We start from the raw sequence: 16,883 nt of genomic DNA, 5'->3' as shown, positions 1-16,883 counted from the left end.
GTATCGTCCGTGATCTTCGGGCCGGTGGCCGGTTCCCTCATCCGGGCGGAATCCAGGCAAGATGGGGGCGTGACCCTTATCGATCAGCTGCCGCCGAACGCCGACCCCGACGCCCTCTTCGAGGCTTTCTCCTCCTGGGCGGAGGGCCGGGGCATCACGCTCTACCCGGCTCAGGAGGAGGCGCTGATCGAGGTGGTCTCCGGGGCGAACGTGATCTTGTCCACGCCCACAGGATCGGGAAAGTCGCTGGTCGCGGCGGGTGCACACTTCGCGGCCCTGGCCAATGACCAGGTCACTTTCTACACCGCGCCGATCAAGGCGCTGGTGTCGGAGAAGTTCTTCGACCTCTGCAAGCTCTTCGGCACCGAGAACGTGGGCATGCTGACCGGCGACGCGTCCGTGAACGCCGACGCGCCCATCATCTGCTGCACGGCCGAGGTGCTGGCCTCGATCGCGCTGCGCGACGGCAAGTACGCCGACATCGGCCAGGTCGTCATGGACGAGTTCCACTTCTACGCGGAGCCGGACCGTGGCTGGGCCTGGCAGATCCCGATCCTGGAACTCCCGCAGGCGCAGTTCGTGCTCATGTCGGCGACGCTCGGCGACGTGGCGATGTTCGAGAAGGACCTGACCCGGCGCACGGGCAAGCCGACCTCGGTGGTCCGCTCCGCGACGCGGCCGGTGCCACTCTCGTACGAGTACGAGCTCACGCCCATCACGGACACCCTGACCGAGCTCCTGGAGACCAAGCAGGCCCCGGTCTACATCGTCCACTTCACCCAGGCGCAGGCCGTCGAGCGGGCACAGTCGCTGATGAGCATCAACATGTGCTCGCGCGAGGAGAAGGACAAGATCGCCGAGCTGATCGGCAACTTCCGCTTCACCACCAAGTTCGGCCAGAACCTCTCGCGTTACGTCCGGCACGGCATCGGCGTGCACCACGCGGGCATGCTGCCGAAGTACCGGCGCCTGGTGGAGAAGCTGGCGCAGGCGGGGCTGCTGAAGGTGATCTGCGGGACGGACACGCTCGGCGTGGGCGTCAACGTGCCCATCCGTACGGTGCTGTTCACCGCCCTCACCAAGTACGACGGCACCCGGGTGCGGACGCTGCGCGCGCGGGAGTTCCACCAGATCGCGGGCCGGGCCGGCCGGGCGGGCTTCGACACGGCCGGTCTCGTGGTCGCGCAGGCGCCCGAGCACGTCATCGAGAACGAGAAGGCGCTCGCCAAGGCGGGCGACGACCCGAAGAAGCGCCGCAAGGTGGTGCGCAAGAAAGCCCCGGAGGGCTTCGTCGCCTGGAGCGACACCACCTTCGAGAGGCTGATCGGCGCCGACCCGGAGCCGCTGACCTCCCGCTTCAAGGTCACCAACATCATGCTGCTCTCGGTGATCGCCCGGCCGGGCAACGCCTTCGAGGCGATGCGCAAGCTCCTGGAGGACAACCACGAGCCGCGCAAGGCGCAGCTGCGGCACATCCGCCGGGCCATCGCGATCTACCGCTCGCTGCTCGACGGCGGTGTGGTGGAGCAGTTGGAGACCCCGGACGCGGAGGGCCGCACGATCCGGCTCACGGTCGACCTCCAGCAGGACTTCGCGCTGAACCAGCCGCTGTCGACGTTCGCGCTCGCCGCGTTCGACCTGCTCGACCCCGAATCCCCCTCGTACGCCCTGGACATGGTCTCGGTCGTCGAGTCGACGCTGGACGACCCGCGCCAGATCCTGGCCGCCATGCAGAACAAGGCGCGCGGCGAGGCCGTCGGCCGGATGAAGGCGGACGGGGTCGAGTACGAGGAGCGGATGGAGCGGCTCCAGGAGATCTCGTACCCGAAGCCGCTGGACGAGCTGCTCTGGCACGCGTACGACGTGTACCGGAAGTCGCACCCGTGGGTGGGCGACCACCCGGTGTCGCCGAAGTCCGTCATCCGTGACATGTACGAACGGGCGCTGTCCTTCACGGAGTTCACCTCCTGGTACGAGCTGGCCCGGACCGAGGGCATCGTGCTGCGCTATCTGGCGAGCGCGTACAAGGCGCTGGACCACACGATCCCGGACGACCTCAAGACCGAGGACCTCCAGGACCTGATCGAGTGGCTGGGCGAGATGGTGCGCCAGGTCGACTCCTCGCTGCTCGACGAGTGGGAGCAGCTGGCGAACCCGGAGGTCCAGACGGCCGAGGAGGCGCAGGAGAAGGCCGACCAGGTCAAGCCGGTCACGGCGAACGCGCGCGCCTTCCGGGTCCTGGTGCGCAACGCGATGTTCCGCCGGGTGGAGCTGGCGGCCCTGGACAACGTGGACGCGCTCGGCGATCTCGACGCCGAGTCCGGCTGGGACGCGGACGCGTGGGGCGAGGCGATGGACTCGTACTGGGACGAGTACGACGACCTGGGCACCGGCCCTGACGCGCGCGGCCCGAAGCTGCTGAACATCAAGGAGGACGCGTCGCACGGGCTGTGGCGCGTCCGGCAGACCTTCGCCGACCCGAACGGCGACCATGGCTGGGGCATCAGCGCGGAGGTGGATCTCGCGGCCTCCGACGAGGAGGGCCGTGCGGTCGTCCGCGTGACGTCCGTGGGCGAGCTGTAGAAGGAGCAGACAGGTGACCAATCCCGCCGAGAGACTCGTCGACCTGCTCGATCTGGAGCGGATCGAGGACAACATCTTCCGTGGCCAGAGCCCGCAGGAGTCGCTGCAGCGGGTCTTCGGCGGCCAGGTCGCCGGACAGGCCCTGGTGGCGGCCGGGCGCACCACGGAGGGCGACCGGCCGGTGCACTCGCTGCACTCGTACTTCCTGCGGCCGGGCCGTCCTGGCGTGCCGATCGTCTATCAGGTGGAGCGGGTGCGGGACGGGCGTTCCTTCACGACCCGCCGGGTCACGGCGGTCCAGCAGGGCCGGACGATCTTCAACCTGACCGCCTCCTTCCACCTGCCGGAGGAGGCGGGCTTCGAGCACCAGCTGCCGCCCCGGCACATGACAGACCCGGAGACGCTGCCGAGGCTCGCCGACGAGATCCGTGACCACCTGGGCGTGCTGCCGGAGTCGCTGGAGCGGATGGCCCGGCGCCAGCCCTTCGACATCCGCTACGTGGACCGGCTGCGCTGGACGAAGGACGAGGTCACCGGCGCGGATCCGCGCAGCGCGGTGTGGATGCGCGCGGTGGGCCCGCTCGGCGACGACCCGCTGGTCCACACCTGCGCGCTGACGTACGCCTCCGACATGACGCTCCTGGACGCGGTCCGGATCCCGGTCGAGCCGCTGTGGGGCCCGCGCGGCTTCGACATGGCGTCCCTGGACCACGCGATGTGGTTCCACCGCCCGTTCCGCGCGGACGAGTGGTTCCTCTACGACCAGGAGTCCCCGATCGCGACGGGCGGCCGGGGCCTGGCCCGCGGCCGCATCTACGACCGCGAGGGCCGGCTGCTTGTGTCGGTGGTCCAGGAGGGGCTGTTCCGGAAGCTGTAGCGGCTTCCGGAACAGCACATTCCGAGAGGGCGGTGAGCGGGGTCAGACGTTGGTCTGCCCCCGCCGCATCGGCAGCATCCGCTCCTGCGCGCCGTTGCCGTCGGTCCAGCGCAGGTGAACGGCGAACCGGCGGCTGCCGCGGTGCGCGTCGGACATCGGCAGCCAGGGCACTGGATAGCGTGCGCCCTTGTCCAGCCGGACGAGCGGGAACTCGTCCGCCGGGCTGTCAGCCAGCTCCACCACTCCCCCGTCCACGTCCTTGACCTGCACGTGCACCGCGCGGGCGGGCGCGGGGCCCTGGTTCCATATCACCAGGTGGTAACCGGCCTGCCGAACCGTGCCGTCGGCCAGTTTGATCTTGGCGAAGTCGGACGTCCGGTGGAAGTAGGCGGTCACCTCGGCGCCGAGCGTCTCGCGCTTGCGGGCGCGATGCTGCACGTACGCCGTGATGCCCGACAGGACGAGCGCGCAGAGCGCGATCACGGTGCCGATCCATGCGTTCACAGGTCAATTCCCTTACTCTACGGCCGCGTTCCACCGGTGCCACAGGGCGGAGGTGATCACTGTACTGAGCGTCAGGGCGAACTTGCGCTGCGCGGTCGAGAGCGTGGTGTAGCGCACCATCGGCAACAGCGCGCCGGCGAGGGCGAGATGGTACTCGGCCACCTTGATGGGCCAGTGCCCCTGACCGCAGCCGGCCGCGATCTCCCGGATGCGGCGGGTGACCGCGAGCACGAGCTGTTCCTGCGGGGTGAGTTGGCCCGGGTCGGCAACGTCCGGGAGGAGGCCTGCCCGGCCCCCCGGCTCCTCGTCCGGCTCCTGGTCCGGTCCGACGAGCACTCCGGCGATCCAGGACGCCACTCGCACGGCGGCCTGGTCGTCCCAGTCGAAGACCTGGCACAGCAGACTCGCCTCAAGACGGGCGAAGTCCTTGCACACATGGCCTTCGTGCGCGCTCTCGAAGTCGATGAGCACGGGCTTGGGCCGGTCGCTGCTGAGCGTGCAGAGCACGTTGTCGAGGTGCAGGTCGCCGTGGGCCATCGCCAAGGTGGTGTCGAAGTCGAGCAGTTCGACCTCGAAGGAGTTGATGATCTCGTCGAAGTCGCCCTTCCCCGTCTCGGAGAGTTCGGCGGCGAACCAGAGCGGGTTGACCGTCCCGACGCCGGGGAGCAGCTCCATCGCCGCCGTCAGGCCGGGCGCGGACCCGCTCCAACCGGTCGCGCTCTTCTCGAGACCGAGCTCCATGCCGAGCTTCTCCCGTACCCGCTGGTCCGTGAGCGCCTGGAGTTCGGTCTTCGCCCAACTGCCCGGCGACTGCTTCTTCGGGGTGGGCGCCGGTCGGAAGACGGGGTACTCGGCTCGAAGGTCGATGCGGTCGCGATGGCTGTGCGCCAGCCAGGGCTTCATGTTGGTCAGGAGGAGCCGGTTCACGGTCTCGACCGCCGCTTCGGTGGACGCGGTCCGGATCCATTCGGTCAGGGTGCGCGGAGCCTCTCCCTCCTCGAACGCGTAGGCCGTCTCGATGGCGCGCAGCGGTTCGCCGTTGTCGCCGAGGTACATCTCCATGGCGCTCGCGTCGCAGTCGCTGGGCCGGTTGTTGGGGTGGAGCCGCTTCGCGTACTTCTTGAAGTTGCCCTCCTCGCGCTCCACCTTGTCGCGCCGGTCGATCTTCAGTACGGAGCGCGGGCCGTAGCGTGTGGTGAGCAGGTACGTCGGCATCCGACGCCCCTTGAACAGCTTGCCGTGCACGGTCACGACCTCACCGGGCATGAGACCTTGCGCCACCGCGGCCCGCAGGACGGGGGTCGGGATGCGCACGGCTCCGGCGACACTGCTGACGAGGGAGGAGCCGCGGGAGTTCGCCCCTGTGTCGTTCGCCCACGGGTTGCTCGCGACACGGACCTTGCCCGCCGCCGACATGAGTGAACTGACCCCCTCCTTCCAGGCGTTGCGCTGTTCGCGCGACTCGGGGTCCTTCGCCTCCCGGCGCGTGGGGTCGAAGACGAGGTCGATGACCCAGTGCGCGCAGGCCTCGTCCCAGCCCGCGACGCAGGCGAGTGTGAAGCAGGCGCCGTCGCGGTCCCCTTCGGTCTGCCACGCGCGCAGCAGCAGCTCCGGCCACATCGACCGGGCCACCTGCTCGGCCCCGATCACCCGCTGGTCACGGCTGCTCTCCTGCGGGAGAGCGGGATTGGGCCCGGAGAGCATGAGGTACGTACCCACGGCAGAGAGGGTGTGGAAGCGGAGGACCTCGTAGCGGCCGAGGAAGACCGGCGGCACCTCGTACGCGACCCGCACGAAGATCTCTGCGCAGTCGAGGATGAGGTCGCGCGAGGGATCCATGAACTTCAGACTGCTGTCCAGATAGGCCCGCAGATACCCCAGCAGGTCACGCAGGACGTGGGGCCGGTTCGTGGGGAGGCCCTTGTCGACCTGCCACATCCAGTGGTTCGTGACGGCCGAGATCAGCCAGCGCAGCCGGGCCTCCTCCAGCTCGGTCGTCCTGGTGGCGAAGCCCCGCATACCGTGCGCGAGGTTCTGGAGGTCCTTCGGGTCGGACGGCAGGCCCTGCGGGAAGCAGGCGAGGACCTTCGTCACGTCCGCCTGGAGGTGCTCGCCCAGTTCACGGCCGAAGGCCCCGTGATCCCCGCTCACTTCCTTGAAGTACATGAGCAGCGCCTCCGTGCGCTCCTTGGCGGAGGCGCGTCCGGCGGCCCAGTCCACGGACAGGTCCTCCACCAGACCGCCGGCACTGGTGGCCTCGATTCGCAGGTAGGCGGACGGCACGCGCTCGCGCTCCTCCGCGTCGCCCACCTCGCCCGCCTCGTTCGGCTCGGGCTCTTCCGCCTCCTCGGGCATCTCCGTCAGGTCGAGGACGCTGCTCGGCTGGAACCCCGGAGTCCTGGGTGGCAGGCCGCCGGTGCCCGCCTCGCCCAGGATCTCGGAGAGGTCCCAGATCGGTGAGTCGAGCAGCGGGGGCAGCTCCCGGAGGAGGGGTTCACCGACGGCGTGCAGCCGGGTGACGCAGGTCTCGCGGTCCGGGGCGGTCTTCGGGTCGTGGCCCGGGGCGTCGGGATCCCCCAGCAGCGCCAGCTGCCCCACCTGGAAGGTGAGTGCCGCGTGTTTTCCCCTGCCCTCGCGTTCCAGCTCCAGGCCCAGCCTCGTCAGCCCCGCGCCGAGTTTCTGCCGGACGTCGTCGACCGGGCGCTTCTTGTGGTGGAGGGAGTACGCGACGGCCAGGAGCCGCGCGCCCAGCATCGCGTCGGTGGTGCACACCTCCCAGCCCGGATAGGTCGCTCCGGGTGGGAAGGGGAACATCGACCGTGCCCATGCGATGTGCGGAGAAACGTCCAACTCGCCCTGCCTCCATGCCTGGTGGTGTCCGGGACTCGGGAAGCGGCAGGCTAGGGGAGGCTTGTCGTGAAGTAGTCGGATTTTCGCCACCCGACCACGCGGTGCCCACCTGCGGCTCCGCCGCCGGAGGCCCCCGGTGGTCGTGGTCGGCGCCGAACACGGGTTTGGCGCAAACTGGCGCGAGAGCCGTCGCACGGCGGCGGCGATCGACCGGGATTGCCAGCCGTTCCCCGGCCGTGCTGTGATCGGACTTTCCTGCCCACGAGGAGCCCTTCATGAGCCTGTACGACATCCCCCTGCGCACCCTGTCCGGTGACCCGACCTCCCTCGCCGACTATCGCGACCAGGCCGTCCTGGTCGTCAACGTGGCCTCGAAGTGTGGTCTGACGCCGCAGTACGGGGGCCTTGAGCGGCTGCAGAAGCTGTACGGGGAGCGCGGCTTCACGGTGCTCGGTGTGCCGTGCAACCAGTTCCTGGGCCAGGAGCCGGGCTCCGCGGAGGAGATCCAGACCTTCTGCTCCACGTCGTACGGCGTGACGTTCCCCCTCCTGGAGAAGACGGACGTGAACGGCGCGGACCGCCACCCGCTCTACGCGGAGCTGACCGAGGTCGCGGACGCGGAGGGCGAGGCCGGGGACGTGCAGTGGAACTTCGAGAAGTTCCTGGTCGGCCGCGACGGGCAGGTCACGCGCTTCCGTCCGCGCACCGAGCCGGAGGCCCCTGAGGTCGTCGCCGCCATCGAGGCGCTGCTGTCCGCTTGATGGGGAAACCAGCCAGTTCCTTGGCTCTCGAACCGGCCGGCCCGCTGTGGGCCGGTACCGTCTCCCGCCTCCGCGCCGCGGGCTGTGTGTTCGCGGAGGACGAGGCGGAGCTGCTCTTCGCCACAGCCCAGGACGCCGGCGAACTCAACGCGATGATCGAGCGGCGGGCCGGCGGGCTGCCCATCGAGCACGTCGTGGGCTGGGCGGCCTTCGCCGGGCTGCGCGTCGCCGTCGACGCGGGGGTGTTCGTACCCCGGCGGCGCACGGAGTTCCTCGTCGAACAGGCCGTCGGCCTGGCCGGGCCCGGGGCGCTCTGCGTCGACCTGTGCTGCGGGTCCGGCGCGGCCGGGGCGGTGCTGCTCTCGGCCGTGCCGGGCGCCGAGGTGTACGCCTCGGACATCGAGCCCGCCGCCGTGCGCTGCGCCCGGCGCAACATCGAGCCGCGCGGCGGCCGGGTCTTCGAGGGCGACCTGTTCGCCCCGCTGCCGGCCGGGCTGCGCGGCCGGGTCGAGGTCCTGGTCGCCAACGTGCCGTACGTACCGACCGAGGACATCGGCCTGCTGCCGCCCGAGGCGCGCGAGCACGAGCCGCTGGTCGCGCTCGACGGCGGCTCGGACGGGCTCGACGTGCTGCGCAGGGTGGCGGCCGAGGCCGCCGGCTGGCTGGCGCCCGGCGGGCGCCTGCTGGTCGAGACGTCCGAGCAGCAGGCGGCCCGCGCGGTCGAGGCGGTCGCCGGGCACGGCTTGGCGCCCCGGGTGACCACCTCGGAGGAGCTGTACGCGACGGTGGTCGTCGCGACCCGTCCGTAGGCGCTACGTGGCGCGGAGGTGGAGGCGGCAGCGGGCCGGGCCCGCGGCGCGGAGGGTGACGGCGGAGTCGACCGGTACGTCGGTGTCGATCGCCTCCAGGTCGTAGCTCCGCAGGATCATCGCCAGCGCGATGACCGACTCCAGCATCGAGAAGTGCTGGCCGATGCAGGCGCGCGGGCCGCCGCCGAACGGGAACCAGGCGTAGCGGGGGCGGGCCGCCTCGGCCTCGGGCGTGAAGCGGTCGGGGTCGAAGCGCTCCGGCTCCTCCCAGTACGCGGGGTGCCGGTGGGTGACCCACGGGGCGACGATCACGTCGGCGCCGGCCGGGATGGTGTGCCCGTCGATCTCGGTGGCGGCGACCGCGCGGCGGCCGATGACCGGTCCGGCCGGGAAGAGCCGCATGGCCTCCTTGAGGACCTGGGTGAGGAAGGGCAGGGCGTCGAGGTCGGCGGCGCCCGGGGTGCGGCCGGCCAGGACGCGGTCGACCTCCTCGTGGGCGCGCTTGAGCTGGTCGGGATGGCGGGCCAGCAGGTGGAGGGCGAAACCGAGCGAGGTGGCGGTGGTCTCGTGGCCCGCGAGCAGGAACACGAGGACCTGCTCGCGTAGTTCCTGGGCGTCGAAGCTGCCGTCCTCGGCACTCTCGGCCTCGGCGAGGAGGGTCAGCAGGTCCTGCGCCTCCTCGTCCCCGGCGGCCGCCCCGCCGGCCTCGCGCCGCTCGGCGATGATCCGGTCGCAGACGGCGTACAGCTCCGCGTGCGCGGCGGCGGCGCGCCGGTTGCCGGGGGTGGGCCAGTCACGGGGGACGTTGAGGGGCGAGAAGCCGCGGCGCAGGACGTAGTCGCCCATGACCGGGAAGGCCCGCTCGACGATGGCGACGGCGGCCTCGACGTCCGTACCGAAGAGGATGCGGGCGACGGCGCGGAGCGCGAGCCGGGCCATCTCGTCGAGGACGTCGACGGTGGAGTCGGGCGCGGTGCGCCACTCCTCGGTGAGGGTCGCGGCCTCGACGGCGATCGCCTCGGCGTAGCTGTCGACGCGGCGGCGGGTGAAGAGCGGCTGGACGAGCCGGCGCTGGCGCAGGTAGTCCTCGTCCTGGCTGGTCAGCAGGCCGTTGCCGAAGGACTCGCGCAGCTCCTGGTAGAAGGCGTTGTCCTTGCGGAAGTTGGCGGACTGGGTGGCGAGGACCTGCTGGGCGCCCTCGGCGGAGAAGATGCCGTAGATGACCGCGCGCACCCCCGGCGGTCCGGCCGTGATCCGGACGACGTCTCCGTGGGCGCGCTGGGCGTTCAGGAAGGTGCCGAGCGAGTCGTTCTTGAGGTCGAGCATCGAGCCGAGCAGCGGAAGCCCCGCCGGTCCCGGGATGGCTGTACTGGTCGTAGCCATGGGTACGTTCCCCCTTGATCGTCACCGGCGGCGATTGTCCCGCAGCGCGGGCCGACTGTCAGTGGGGTCCGGGAGACTCGTCCCATGGAACCGATCGAGATGACCCTGCAGATCACCGTCGACTGCGCGGAGCCCCAGCGGCTCGTCCGCTTCTGGGCGGAGGCCCTGCGTTACGTACCGCAGCCGCCGCCCGAGGGGTACGCGAGCTGGCGCGCGTACTGGGAGGCGCTCGGGGTGCCCGAGGAGGAGCTGACCGAGGGCGCCGGTGACCTGCCCGAGTCGATCGTGGACCCGAAGGGGGTCGGGCCGAGGGTCTGGTTCCAGAAGGTTCCGGAGCCGAAGGCGGTCAAGAACCGGGTGCATCTGGATCTGAAGGTCGGCGGCGGACGTGACGTACCGCTGGCGCTGCGGCGCGAGCGCGTGGACGGGGAGGTCGCCCGCCTGACGGCCCTGGGCGCGACGATCCTGTACGCGATGGACGAGCCGCACGGCATGGACTACTACGCGGTGGTGCTCCAGGACCCGGAGGGCAACGAGTTCTGCGTCGCGTGACCCGTCGTCCCGGCCCCGCGTGCGACGACGGGCCGTCGGAGAGCCGACGGCCCGTCATCGGGTACGGCGGCCGGTCAGGAGTAGACGCTCGTCCAGTCACCGCTCTGCGAGGTGGGCACCCACGCGTTGGTCTCGCCGTAGTACGTGGCGAAGGAGCAGCCGGCGGACTTGTAGAACGTGACGGTGACCTCGCCCTTCCACCACCAGCCGCCGACCCAGGTGTCCCGGCCCGGGGTGGAGAAGCAGCCCGACGCCACGCCGCCGTTCTGGTTGAACCCCTGGATGCGGATGGAGTACACGGAGCCGCTGGTGTCGTGGAAGTGGATCTGCTGGCCGTTCGACGCGGCGGACGCCTGACCGGCGGTCCCGAGCACTCCGGCGAAGGCCAGGGCGGCGGCCCCGACGGTGGTGGCGGCCTTCTTGAGCATGTTCATGATTCCCCCCAGGGATGTACGGCGGTTGCTGCTACGGCCAAGATCATAACGGCCGCACCCACCCGGAGGGAACGCACGTTCGAGGGCCGCCCTCGCTCAGCGGATCGGCATCCCGGAGAGGGTGCGGGCGATCACCAGGCGCTGGATCTCGCTGGTGCCCTCGAAGATGGTGTAGATCGCCGCGTCGCGGTGCATGCGCTCCACCGGGTACTCGCGGGTGTAGCCGTTGCCGCCGAGGATCTGGATGGCCTGGCCGGTGACCTTCTTGGCGACCTCGCTCGCGTACAGCTTGGACATCGAGCCCTCGGCCGAGGTGAACGGCTTGCCGGTGGTCGCCATCCAGGAGGCGCGCCAGACCAGGAGCCGGGCGGCGTCGATCTGGGTGCGCATGTCGGCGAGCTGGAAGGCGACGCCCTGGTTGTCGATGATCGGGCGGCCGAACTGCTCGCGGGTCTTGGCGTAGTCGAGGGCGACCTCGTACGCGGCGCGGGCCGTGCCGACGGCCATCGCGCCGACGGCGGGACGGGAGGCCTCGAAGGTGGCCATGGCCGCGTTCTTCACGCGCTCGCCCCCGCCCGCCTTCGCCTTCTCGCGGGCCCGGGCGAGGCGCTCGTCCAGCTTCTCCTTGCCGCCCAGGAGGCAGTGCCCGGGGACGCGGACGTCCTCCAGGACGACCTCGGCGGTGTGCGAGGCGCGGATGCCGTGCTTCTGGAACTTCTGGCCCTGGGAGAGGCCGGGGGTGCTGGGCGGCACGATGAAGGAGGCGTGGCCCTTGGAGCCGAGCTCGGGGTCCACGGCCGCGACGACGACGTGGACGTTGGCGATGCCGCCGTTGGTCGCCCAGGTCTTGGTGCCGTTGAGGACCCACTCGTCCTTGGCCTCGTCGTAGACGGCCCGGGTGCGCATCGCGGCCACGTCGGAGCCGGCGTCGGGCTCGGAGGAGCAGAAGGCGGCGACCTTGACGTCGTCGACGTCGCCGTACATCTGCGGGATCCAGGTGCCGATCTGCTCCTCGGTGCCGTTGGCGAGGACGCCGACGGCGGCGAGGCCGGTGCCGACGATGGAGAGCGCGATCCCCGCGTCGCCCCAGAAGAGCTCCTCCATCGCCATCGGGATGCCGAGGCCGGTCGGGTCGAAGAACTGCTGGGCATAGAAATCGAGAGAGTAGATGCCGATCTTGGCGGCTTCCTGGATGATCGGCCAGGGAGTCTCCTCACGCTCGTCCCACTCGGCGGCGGCGGGGCGCATCACGTCCTCGGCGAATCCGTGCAGCCAATCACGGACCTGCTTCTGGTCGTCGTTGAGTTCGAGCGTGAACTCGGCCATGTTCCCTCCCAGCAGTGCATTACTTGCGGTAACAGCAGTCTGTTACTCGCGGGTAGGCGCTGTCAACCTGCGCCGGAGCGCTCCGGGCGGCGCGACACCGGGTGCCGCTCGGGTGTTACGTTGCGACAGCCTCAGGGAATTCGCACGGGCGGGGAGACGCGCTATGGAGACCACACACCGGACCACCGAACAGCAGAAGCCGGCCGATCAGCGGCGCCGTGAACTGCTGGAGGCGGCGGACCGGGTGGTGCTCCGGGACGGCCCCAAGGCCTCGATGAACGCGATCGCGGCGGAGGCGGGCATCACCAAGCCCATCCTCTACCGGCACTTCGGCGACAAGGGCGGGCTCTACCGGGCGCTCGCGACCCGGCACACCGACGCGCTGCTCGCCGCGCTGCGGGCGGCGCTGGACGCGCCGGCCGACCGGCGCAGGCGGGTCGAGTCCACGCTCGACACCTACCTCGCCTCGATCGAGGCGCTGCCGCAGGTCTACCGCTTCCTGATGCACCCGGCCGAGGAGACGCACCAGGCCGAGCAGGGCTTCGACGTGGGCCGCCACTCGGCGCCGGTGCTGCGGCGGATGGGCGAGGAGCTCGGCCAGGTCATCGCCGAGCGCATCGACCTCGGCCCGGTCGGCGACGCCCAGGCCCGGATCTGGGGTCATGGCATCGTCGGCATGATGCACGCGGCCGGCGACTGGTGGCTCGGCGAACGCCCCTGCTCCCGCGCGGAGTTGGTCCAGGCCCTGGCGGACCTCCTGTGGGGCCGCCTCGCCGAGGCCGGCGACAAGGAAGGGGCGCCGGGGTTCTAGGCGCCGCGAGCCCGGCACGATCGACGAGACACCCCCTAGGCCCTGTCCAGGACCTCCGCCCTGTGCCCCCACGGCTCCTTACGGATCGCCCGGCGCAGCCGGGAGCCGCGCCACCCCGTGACGCGGTCCGCGTACACCCCGCCCTCCAGGTGGTCCGTCTCGTGCTGGAGGCAGCGGGCGAAGAAGCCCGTGCCCTCGACGCGCGCCGGGGTGCCGTCCAGGAGCACGCCCTCGACGACCGCGCGGTCGAAGCGCGGCGTCGGCGCCTCCAGGCCCGGCAGGGACAGGCAGCCCTCCGCGCCCCGGATCACGTCGCCGTCCGCCTCCACGAGGCGCGGGTTGACCAGGTGCCCGAGGTGGCGCACCTCCTCGTCGTCCGGGCAGTCGTACACGAAGACCCGCAGGCCCACGCCCACCTGGTTGGCCGCGAGGCCGACGCCGTTCGCCTCGTACATCGTGGCGAACATGTCCTCGACAAGCCGCTCCAGCTCAGGACCGAAGTCGACGACGGGTTCACAGGGGGTGTGCAGCACCGGTTCGCCGAGCAGGGTCATCGCTCGGACGTGGCCGGAACTGCCGGGGATCGGCCGGTTTCGCATGGGCGTAAGGGTACGGTCCGCTGTGACCTCGTCGTTTCGGCGCGGGGTCCTGCGGTGCCGCAGTTCGGGTCGCTGGCCGGATCTCGATAGGCTGAGCCCGGACCGACGCAAGGAGGAACAAGGAAGATGTCAGGACACCCCGGTAATCCAGAGCCGTTGTCGCCGCGCGCCAAGCTGGCCGTGACGGCGGGCAAGGCCGCGGCGGCGGTGTCGCGGGCAGCCGGACGCGGCAGCGGATCCGTGATCGGCGGCCGGGTGGCGCTCAAGCTCGACCCCGATCTGCTGGCGCGGCTCGCGCAGCATCTGGACGTCGTCCTGGTCTCGGCGACCAACGGCAAGACGACCACGACCCGGCTGATCGCCGAGGCGCTGCGGGCCAGCGGGCCCGTCGTCTCCAACGCGCTCGGCGCGAACATGCCCGCAGGCATCACCTCGGCCCTGGCCGGCGGCTCGGACGCCAAGTACGGCGTGATCGAGGTCGACGAGAAGTACCTCGCCGGAGTCGCCCGGGACACCACGCCCAAGGCGATCGCGCTGCTCAACCTCTCCCGCGACCAGCTGGACCGCGCCGCCGAGACCCGGATGCTCGCCGAGAAGTGGCGCGAGGGTCTGAGCGGTACGAAGGCCGTGGTCATCGCCAACGCCGACGACCCGCTGATCGTCTGGGCCGCCTCCTCCTCCCCCAACGTCGTATGGGTCGCCGCGGGCCAGGAGTGGAAGGACGACGCCTGGTCGTGCCCCTCCTGCGGCGGCGTGATGCAGCGTCCGGGCGACGACTGGTTCTGCGGCGAGTGCGGTTTCCGCCGCCCGGCGCCGAGCTGGGCGCTCAACGGCGACCACGTGCTCGACCCGCACGGTTCGGCCTGGCCGATCCACCTCCAGCTGCCCGGCCGCGCCAACAAGGCCAACGCCGCCACCTCGGCCGCCGTCGCCGCCGTCTTCGGCGTCCCGCCGCAGGTCGCCCTGGAGCGCATGTACCAGGTGCAGGCCGTGGCCGGCCGCTACGACGTGGTGAGCTTCCAGAACCGGGAGCTGCGGCTGCTGCTCGCCAAGAACCCGGCCGGCTGGCTCGAAACGTTTTCCCTCATCGACCAGCCGCCGACGCCGGTGATCCTCTCCGTCAACGCGCGCGGCGCCGACGGCACGGACACCTCCTGGCTGTGGGACGTCGACTACGGGCGGCTCGCCGGCCACCCGATCATGGTCCTCGGCGACCGCAAGCTCGACCTGGCGGTCCGCCTGGAGGTCGCCGGCGTGGACTTCCGCGTCTGCGAGTCCCTCGACGAGGCGGTCCAGCTGGCCCCGCCCGGTCAGATCGAGCTGATCGCCAACTACACCGCCTTCCAGGACGTCCGCCGCCGCGTCGGCAACTGACCCGTAGAGGACTTGCAGCATGAGTGACAGCAGCCTGCGCCTGGTCTGGGTCTACCCGGACCTGCTCAGCACCTACGGCGACCAGGGCAACGCCCTCGTCGTCGAGCGCCGCGCCCGCCAGCGCCGTCTGGACGTCCAGCGCGTCGACGTCCGCAGCGACCAGCCGGTACCGACCTCCGGCGACATCTACCTGATCGGCGGCGGCGAGGACCGGCCGCAGCGGCTCGCGGCCGAGCGGCTGCGCCGCGACGGCGGCCTGGAGCGCGCCGCGTCCAACGGCGCGATCATCTTCTCGGTCTGCGCCGGCTACCAGATCCTCGGCCACGAGTTCATCAACGACCTCGGCGAGCGCGAGGCCGGCCTCGGGCTGATCGACGTGATCTCCACCCGGGGCGAGGGCGAGCGGTGCGTCGGCGACGTCCTCGCGGACATCGACCCGCGCCTCGGCCTGCCGCAGCTCACCGGGTTCGAGAACCACCAGGGCATCACCCATCTCGGCCCGACGGCCCGCCCGTTCGCCCGGACCATCCTGGGCCGGGGCAACGGCACCGGCGACGGCACCGAGGGCGCGTACAACGACACCGTCTTCGGTACGTACATGCACGGCCCGGTCATGGCCCGCAACCCGCAGATCGCGGACCTGCTCCTGAAGCTGGCCCTCGATGTGAACGCGCTGCCGCCGACCGACGACCGGTGGTACGAGGCGCTGCGCGCCGAGCGGATCGCGGCGGCGACGCAGCCCGCCTGACCGTCCGGCGGACTGCACGTCTGAGCACCCCCACGCCCATGGGATTCGTAAGCAAATACGGTGTCCAATCTGCGGACATCGGGTTCGGCCCCGCCTCCCAGCACCGATAGGGTGGCGGGGATCCAACCGGACGACGTGGTCCGGGAGTCGGCCCACGTTGCAAAGGTATTCGGGCTATGCGCATTGGTGTGCTCACCTCCGGGGGCGACTGCCCCGGTCTGAACGCCGTCATCCGTTCCGTCGTGCACCGTGCCGTCGTCGACCACGGGGACGAGGTCATCGGCTTCCACGACGGCTGGAAGGGCCTCCTGGAGTGCGACTACCGCAAGCTCGACCTTGACGCGGTCGCCGGCATCCTCGCCCGCGGCGGCACCATCCTCGGCTCCTCCCGGGTCCAGCCCGCGCACCTGGTGGACGGCGTCGAGCGCGCCCGCGGCCACGTCGCCGACCTGGGTCTGGACGCGATCATCCCGATCGGCGGCGAGGGCACGCTGAAGGCGGCCAACCTGCTCTCGCAGGCCGGGCTGCCGATCGTCGGCGTCCCGAAGACCATCGACAACGACATCTCCTCGACGGACGTCACCTTCGGCTTCGACACCGCCGTCGGCGTGGCGACCGAGGCCCTGGACCGGCTGAAGACCACCGCCGAGTCCCACCAGCGCGTGCTCATCGTCGAGGTCATGGGCCGGCACACCGGCTGGATCGCCCTGCACTCCGGCATGGCCGCCGGCGCGCACGCGATCGTCGTGCCCGAGCGCCCCTTCGACATCGACGAGCTGACCGCCCGGGTCGGCGCGCGCTTCGAGGCCGGCAAGCGGTTCGCGATCGTGGTCGTCGCCGAGGGCGCCAAGCCGCGCGAGGGCTCGATGAACTTCGAGGTCGGCGCCAAGGACCAGTACGGGCACGAGCGCTTCACGGGCATCGCCAACCAGCTCTCCGTGGAGCTGGAGCGCCGGCTCGGCAAGGAGGCCCGGCCGGTCATCCTCGGTCACGTCCAGCGCGGCGGCACGCCGACCGCGTACGACCGGGTGCTCGCCACCCGCTTCGGCTGGCACGCGGTGGAGGCGGCGCACCGCGGCGAGTTCGGCATGCTGACCTCGCTGCGCGGCACGGAGATCGAGATGGTCCCGCTGGCCCAGGCGGTGGAGACCCTGAAGACCGTTCCGGCCGAGCGCTACGCCGAGGCCGAAACCGTCCTCTGACCGCCCGTACGCCTTCGTACCGACACCACGAGCCGCCCCCGGTCGCAGCCGCGAACGGGGGCGGTTCTAG

At 71.0% G+C, this 16,883-nt stretch carries 15 protein-coding genes; 9 read left to right on the top strand and 6 right to left on the bottom strand.

Features of this window, described 5'->3' with window-relative positions; translation table 11 throughout:
• The first annotated feature begins 9 nt into the window (after window positions 1–9).
• Window positions 10–2,583: a DEAD/DEAH box helicase gene (locus ACFWRO_RS22125; RefSeq protein ID WP_384512780.1), complete on the top strand. Its 2,574-nt coding sequence runs from the start codon at window positions 10–12 to the stop codon at window positions 2,581–2,583.
• Window positions 2,584–2,596: 13 nt separating this feature from the next.
• The gene (locus tag ACFWRO_RS22120; RefSeq protein WP_384512779.1) at window positions 2,597–3,460 is read left to right on the top strand and encodes an acyl-CoA thioesterase; all 864 of its coding nucleotides are present in this window, start codon (window positions 2,597–2,599) and stop codon (window positions 3,458–3,460) included.
• A 42-nt stretch (window positions 3,461–3,502) separates the two neighbouring features.
• On the opposite strand, the gene ACFWRO_RS22115 is transcribed toward ACFWRO_RS22120, so the two are convergent.
• Window positions 3,503–3,964, bottom strand: coding sequence for a hypothetical protein (locus ACFWRO_RS22115; protein WP_384512778.1), 462 nt, complete (start codon window positions 3,962–3,964; stop codon window positions 3,503–3,505).
• A 12-nt stretch (window positions 3,965–3,976) separates the two neighbouring features.
• A complete protein-coding gene (locus ACFWRO_RS22110) occupies window positions 3,977–6,778 on the bottom strand; it encodes a phosphotransferase (protein WP_384512777.1) in 2,802 nt (933 codons plus the stop codon).
• 311 nt (window positions 6,779–7,089) lie between these two features.
• Between ACFWRO_RS22110 and ACFWRO_RS22105 the strand changes: the two genes are divergently transcribed.
• A complete protein-coding gene (locus tag ACFWRO_RS22105) occupies window positions 7,090–7,575 on the top strand; it encodes a glutathione peroxidase (protein ID WP_384512776.1) in 486 nt (161 codons plus the stop codon).
• Entirely contained in the window at window positions 7,575–8,384 is an 810-nt protein-coding gene (locus ACFWRO_RS22100) for a putative protein N(5)-glutamine methyltransferase (protein ID WP_384512775.1), read from the top strand. Before ACFWRO_RS22105 ends, ACFWRO_RS22100 begins: the two co-directional genes overlap by 1 nt.
• 3 nt (window positions 8,385–8,387) lie before the next feature.
• Here ACFWRO_RS22100 and ACFWRO_RS22095 read toward each other — a convergent pair whose 3' ends face one another.
• A complete protein-coding gene (locus ACFWRO_RS22095) occupies window positions 8,388–9,767 on the bottom strand; it encodes a cytochrome P450 (protein WP_384512774.1) in 1,380 nt (459 codons plus the stop codon).
• A gap of 84 nt (window positions 9,768–9,851) precedes the next feature.
• Between ACFWRO_RS22095 and ACFWRO_RS22090 the strand changes: the two genes are divergently transcribed.
• On the top strand, window positions 9,852–10,319 hold the full coding sequence (locus ACFWRO_RS22090) for a VOC family protein (RefSeq protein ID WP_384512773.1): 468 nt from the start codon (window positions 9,852–9,854) through the stop codon (window positions 10,317–10,319).
• Between the two features lie 74 nt (window positions 10,320–10,393).
• On the opposite strand, the gene ACFWRO_RS22085 is transcribed toward ACFWRO_RS22090, so the two are convergent.
• Both ACFWRO_RS22085 and ACFWRO_RS22080 read right to left on the bottom strand, forming a co-directional pair.
• A complete protein-coding gene (locus tag ACFWRO_RS22085; RefSeq protein WP_384512772.1) occupies window positions 10,394–10,753 on the bottom strand; it encodes a hypothetical protein in 360 nt (119 codons plus the stop codon).
• A gap of 96 nt (window positions 10,754–10,849) precedes the next feature.
• Window positions 10,850–12,079, bottom strand: coding sequence for an acyl-CoA dehydrogenase family protein (locus ACFWRO_RS22080; RefSeq protein ID WP_384512771.1), 1,230 nt, complete (start codon window positions 12,077–12,079; stop codon window positions 10,850–10,852).
• Window positions 12,080–12,242: 163 nt separating this feature from the next.
• On the opposite strand from ACFWRO_RS22080, the gene ACFWRO_RS22075 reads away from it, so the two are divergent.
• Window positions 12,243–12,890: a TetR family transcriptional regulator gene (locus tag ACFWRO_RS22075; RefSeq protein ID WP_384512770.1), complete on the top strand. Its 648-nt coding sequence runs from the start codon at window positions 12,243–12,245 to the stop codon at window positions 12,888–12,890.
• Window positions 12,891–12,925: 35 nt separating this feature from the next.
• Here the strand turns inward: ACFWRO_RS22075 and def are convergent, their stop codons facing one another.
• A complete protein-coding gene (gene def / locus ACFWRO_RS22070) occupies window positions 12,926–13,489 on the bottom strand; it encodes a peptide deformylase (RefSeq protein ID WP_384512769.1) in 564 nt (187 codons plus the stop codon).
• A gap of 126 nt (window positions 13,490–13,615) precedes the next feature.
• Between def and ACFWRO_RS22065 the strand changes: the two genes are divergently transcribed.
• The 3 genes from ACFWRO_RS22065 to ACFWRO_RS22055 all read left to right on the top strand — a co-directional run bounded on the left by ACFWRO_RS22065 (window position 13,616) and on the right by ACFWRO_RS22055 (window position 16,813).
• Window positions 13,616–14,863 carry a MurT ligase domain-containing protein gene (locus ACFWRO_RS22065; RefSeq protein ID WP_362009896.1) on the top strand — a complete coding sequence of 416 codons (1,248 nt, stop codon included), beginning with the start codon at window positions 13,616–13,618 and terminating at the stop codon, window positions 14,861–14,863.
• 19 nt (window positions 14,864–14,882) lie between these two features.
• The gene (locus ACFWRO_RS22060; RefSeq protein ID WP_384512768.1) at window positions 14,883–15,611 is read left to right on the top strand and encodes a type 1 glutamine amidotransferase; all 729 of its coding nucleotides are present in this window, start codon (window positions 14,883–14,885) and stop codon (window positions 15,609–15,611) included.
• 176 nt (window positions 15,612–15,787) lie between these two features.
• Entirely contained in the window at window positions 15,788–16,813 is a 1,026-nt protein-coding gene (locus tag ACFWRO_RS22055) for a 6-phosphofructokinase (protein WP_384512767.1), read from the top strand.
• The last annotated feature ends 70 nt before the right edge of the window (window positions 16,814–16,883 follow it).

The organism is Streptomyces sp. NPDC058579, from assembly GCF_042718575.1.
Classification (GTDB): Bacteria; Actinomycetota; Actinomycetes; order Streptomycetales; family Streptomycetaceae; genus Streptomyces.
This window is presented reverse-complemented; position numbering and strand designations above follow the sequence as displayed.

Coding starts and splice junctions, on each gene's coding strand:
- ACFWRO_RS22065 (WP_362009896.1), top strand. CDS start 13,616: ATGTCAGGACACCCCGGTAATCCAGAGCCGTTGTCGCCGCGCGCCAAG.
- ACFWRO_RS22080 (WP_384512771.1), bottom strand. CDS start 12,079: ATGGCCGAGTTCACGCTCGAACTCAACGACGACCAGAAGCAGGTCCGT.
- ACFWRO_RS22060 (WP_384512768.1), top strand. CDS start 14,883: ATGAGTGACAGCAGCCTGCGCCTGGTCTGGGTCTACCCGGACCTGCTC.
- ACFWRO_RS22105 (WP_384512776.1), top strand. CDS start 7,090: ATGAGCCTGTACGACATCCCCCTGCGCACCCTGTCCGGTGACCCGACC.
- ACFWRO_RS22055 (WP_384512767.1), top strand. CDS start 15,788: ATGCGCATTGGTGTGCTCACCTCCGGGGGCGACTGCCCCGGTCTGAAC.
- ACFWRO_RS22100 (WP_384512775.1), top strand. CDS start 7,575: ATGGGGAAACCAGCCAGTTCCTTGGCTCTCGAACCGGCCGGCCCGCTG.
- def (WP_384512769.1), bottom strand. CDS start 13,489: ATGCGAAACCGGCCGATCCCCGGCAGTTCCGGCCACGTCCGAGCGATG.
- ACFWRO_RS22095 (WP_384512774.1), bottom strand. CDS start 9,767: ATGGCTACGACCAGTACAGCCATCCCGGGACCGGCGGGGCTTCCGCTG.
- ACFWRO_RS22110 (WP_384512777.1), bottom strand. CDS start 6,778: ATGTTCCCCTTCCCACCCGGAGCGACCTATCCGGGCTGGGAGGTGTGC.
- ACFWRO_RS22085 (WP_384512772.1), bottom strand. CDS start 10,753: ATGAACATGCTCAAGAAGGCCGCCACCACCGTCGGGGCCGCCGCCCTG.
- ACFWRO_RS22090 (WP_384512773.1), top strand. CDS start 9,852: ATGGAACCGATCGAGATGACCCTGCAGATCACCGTCGACTGCGCGGAG.
- ACFWRO_RS22075 (WP_384512770.1), top strand. CDS start 12,243: ATGGAGACCACACACCGGACCACCGAACAGCAGAAGCCGGCCGATCAG.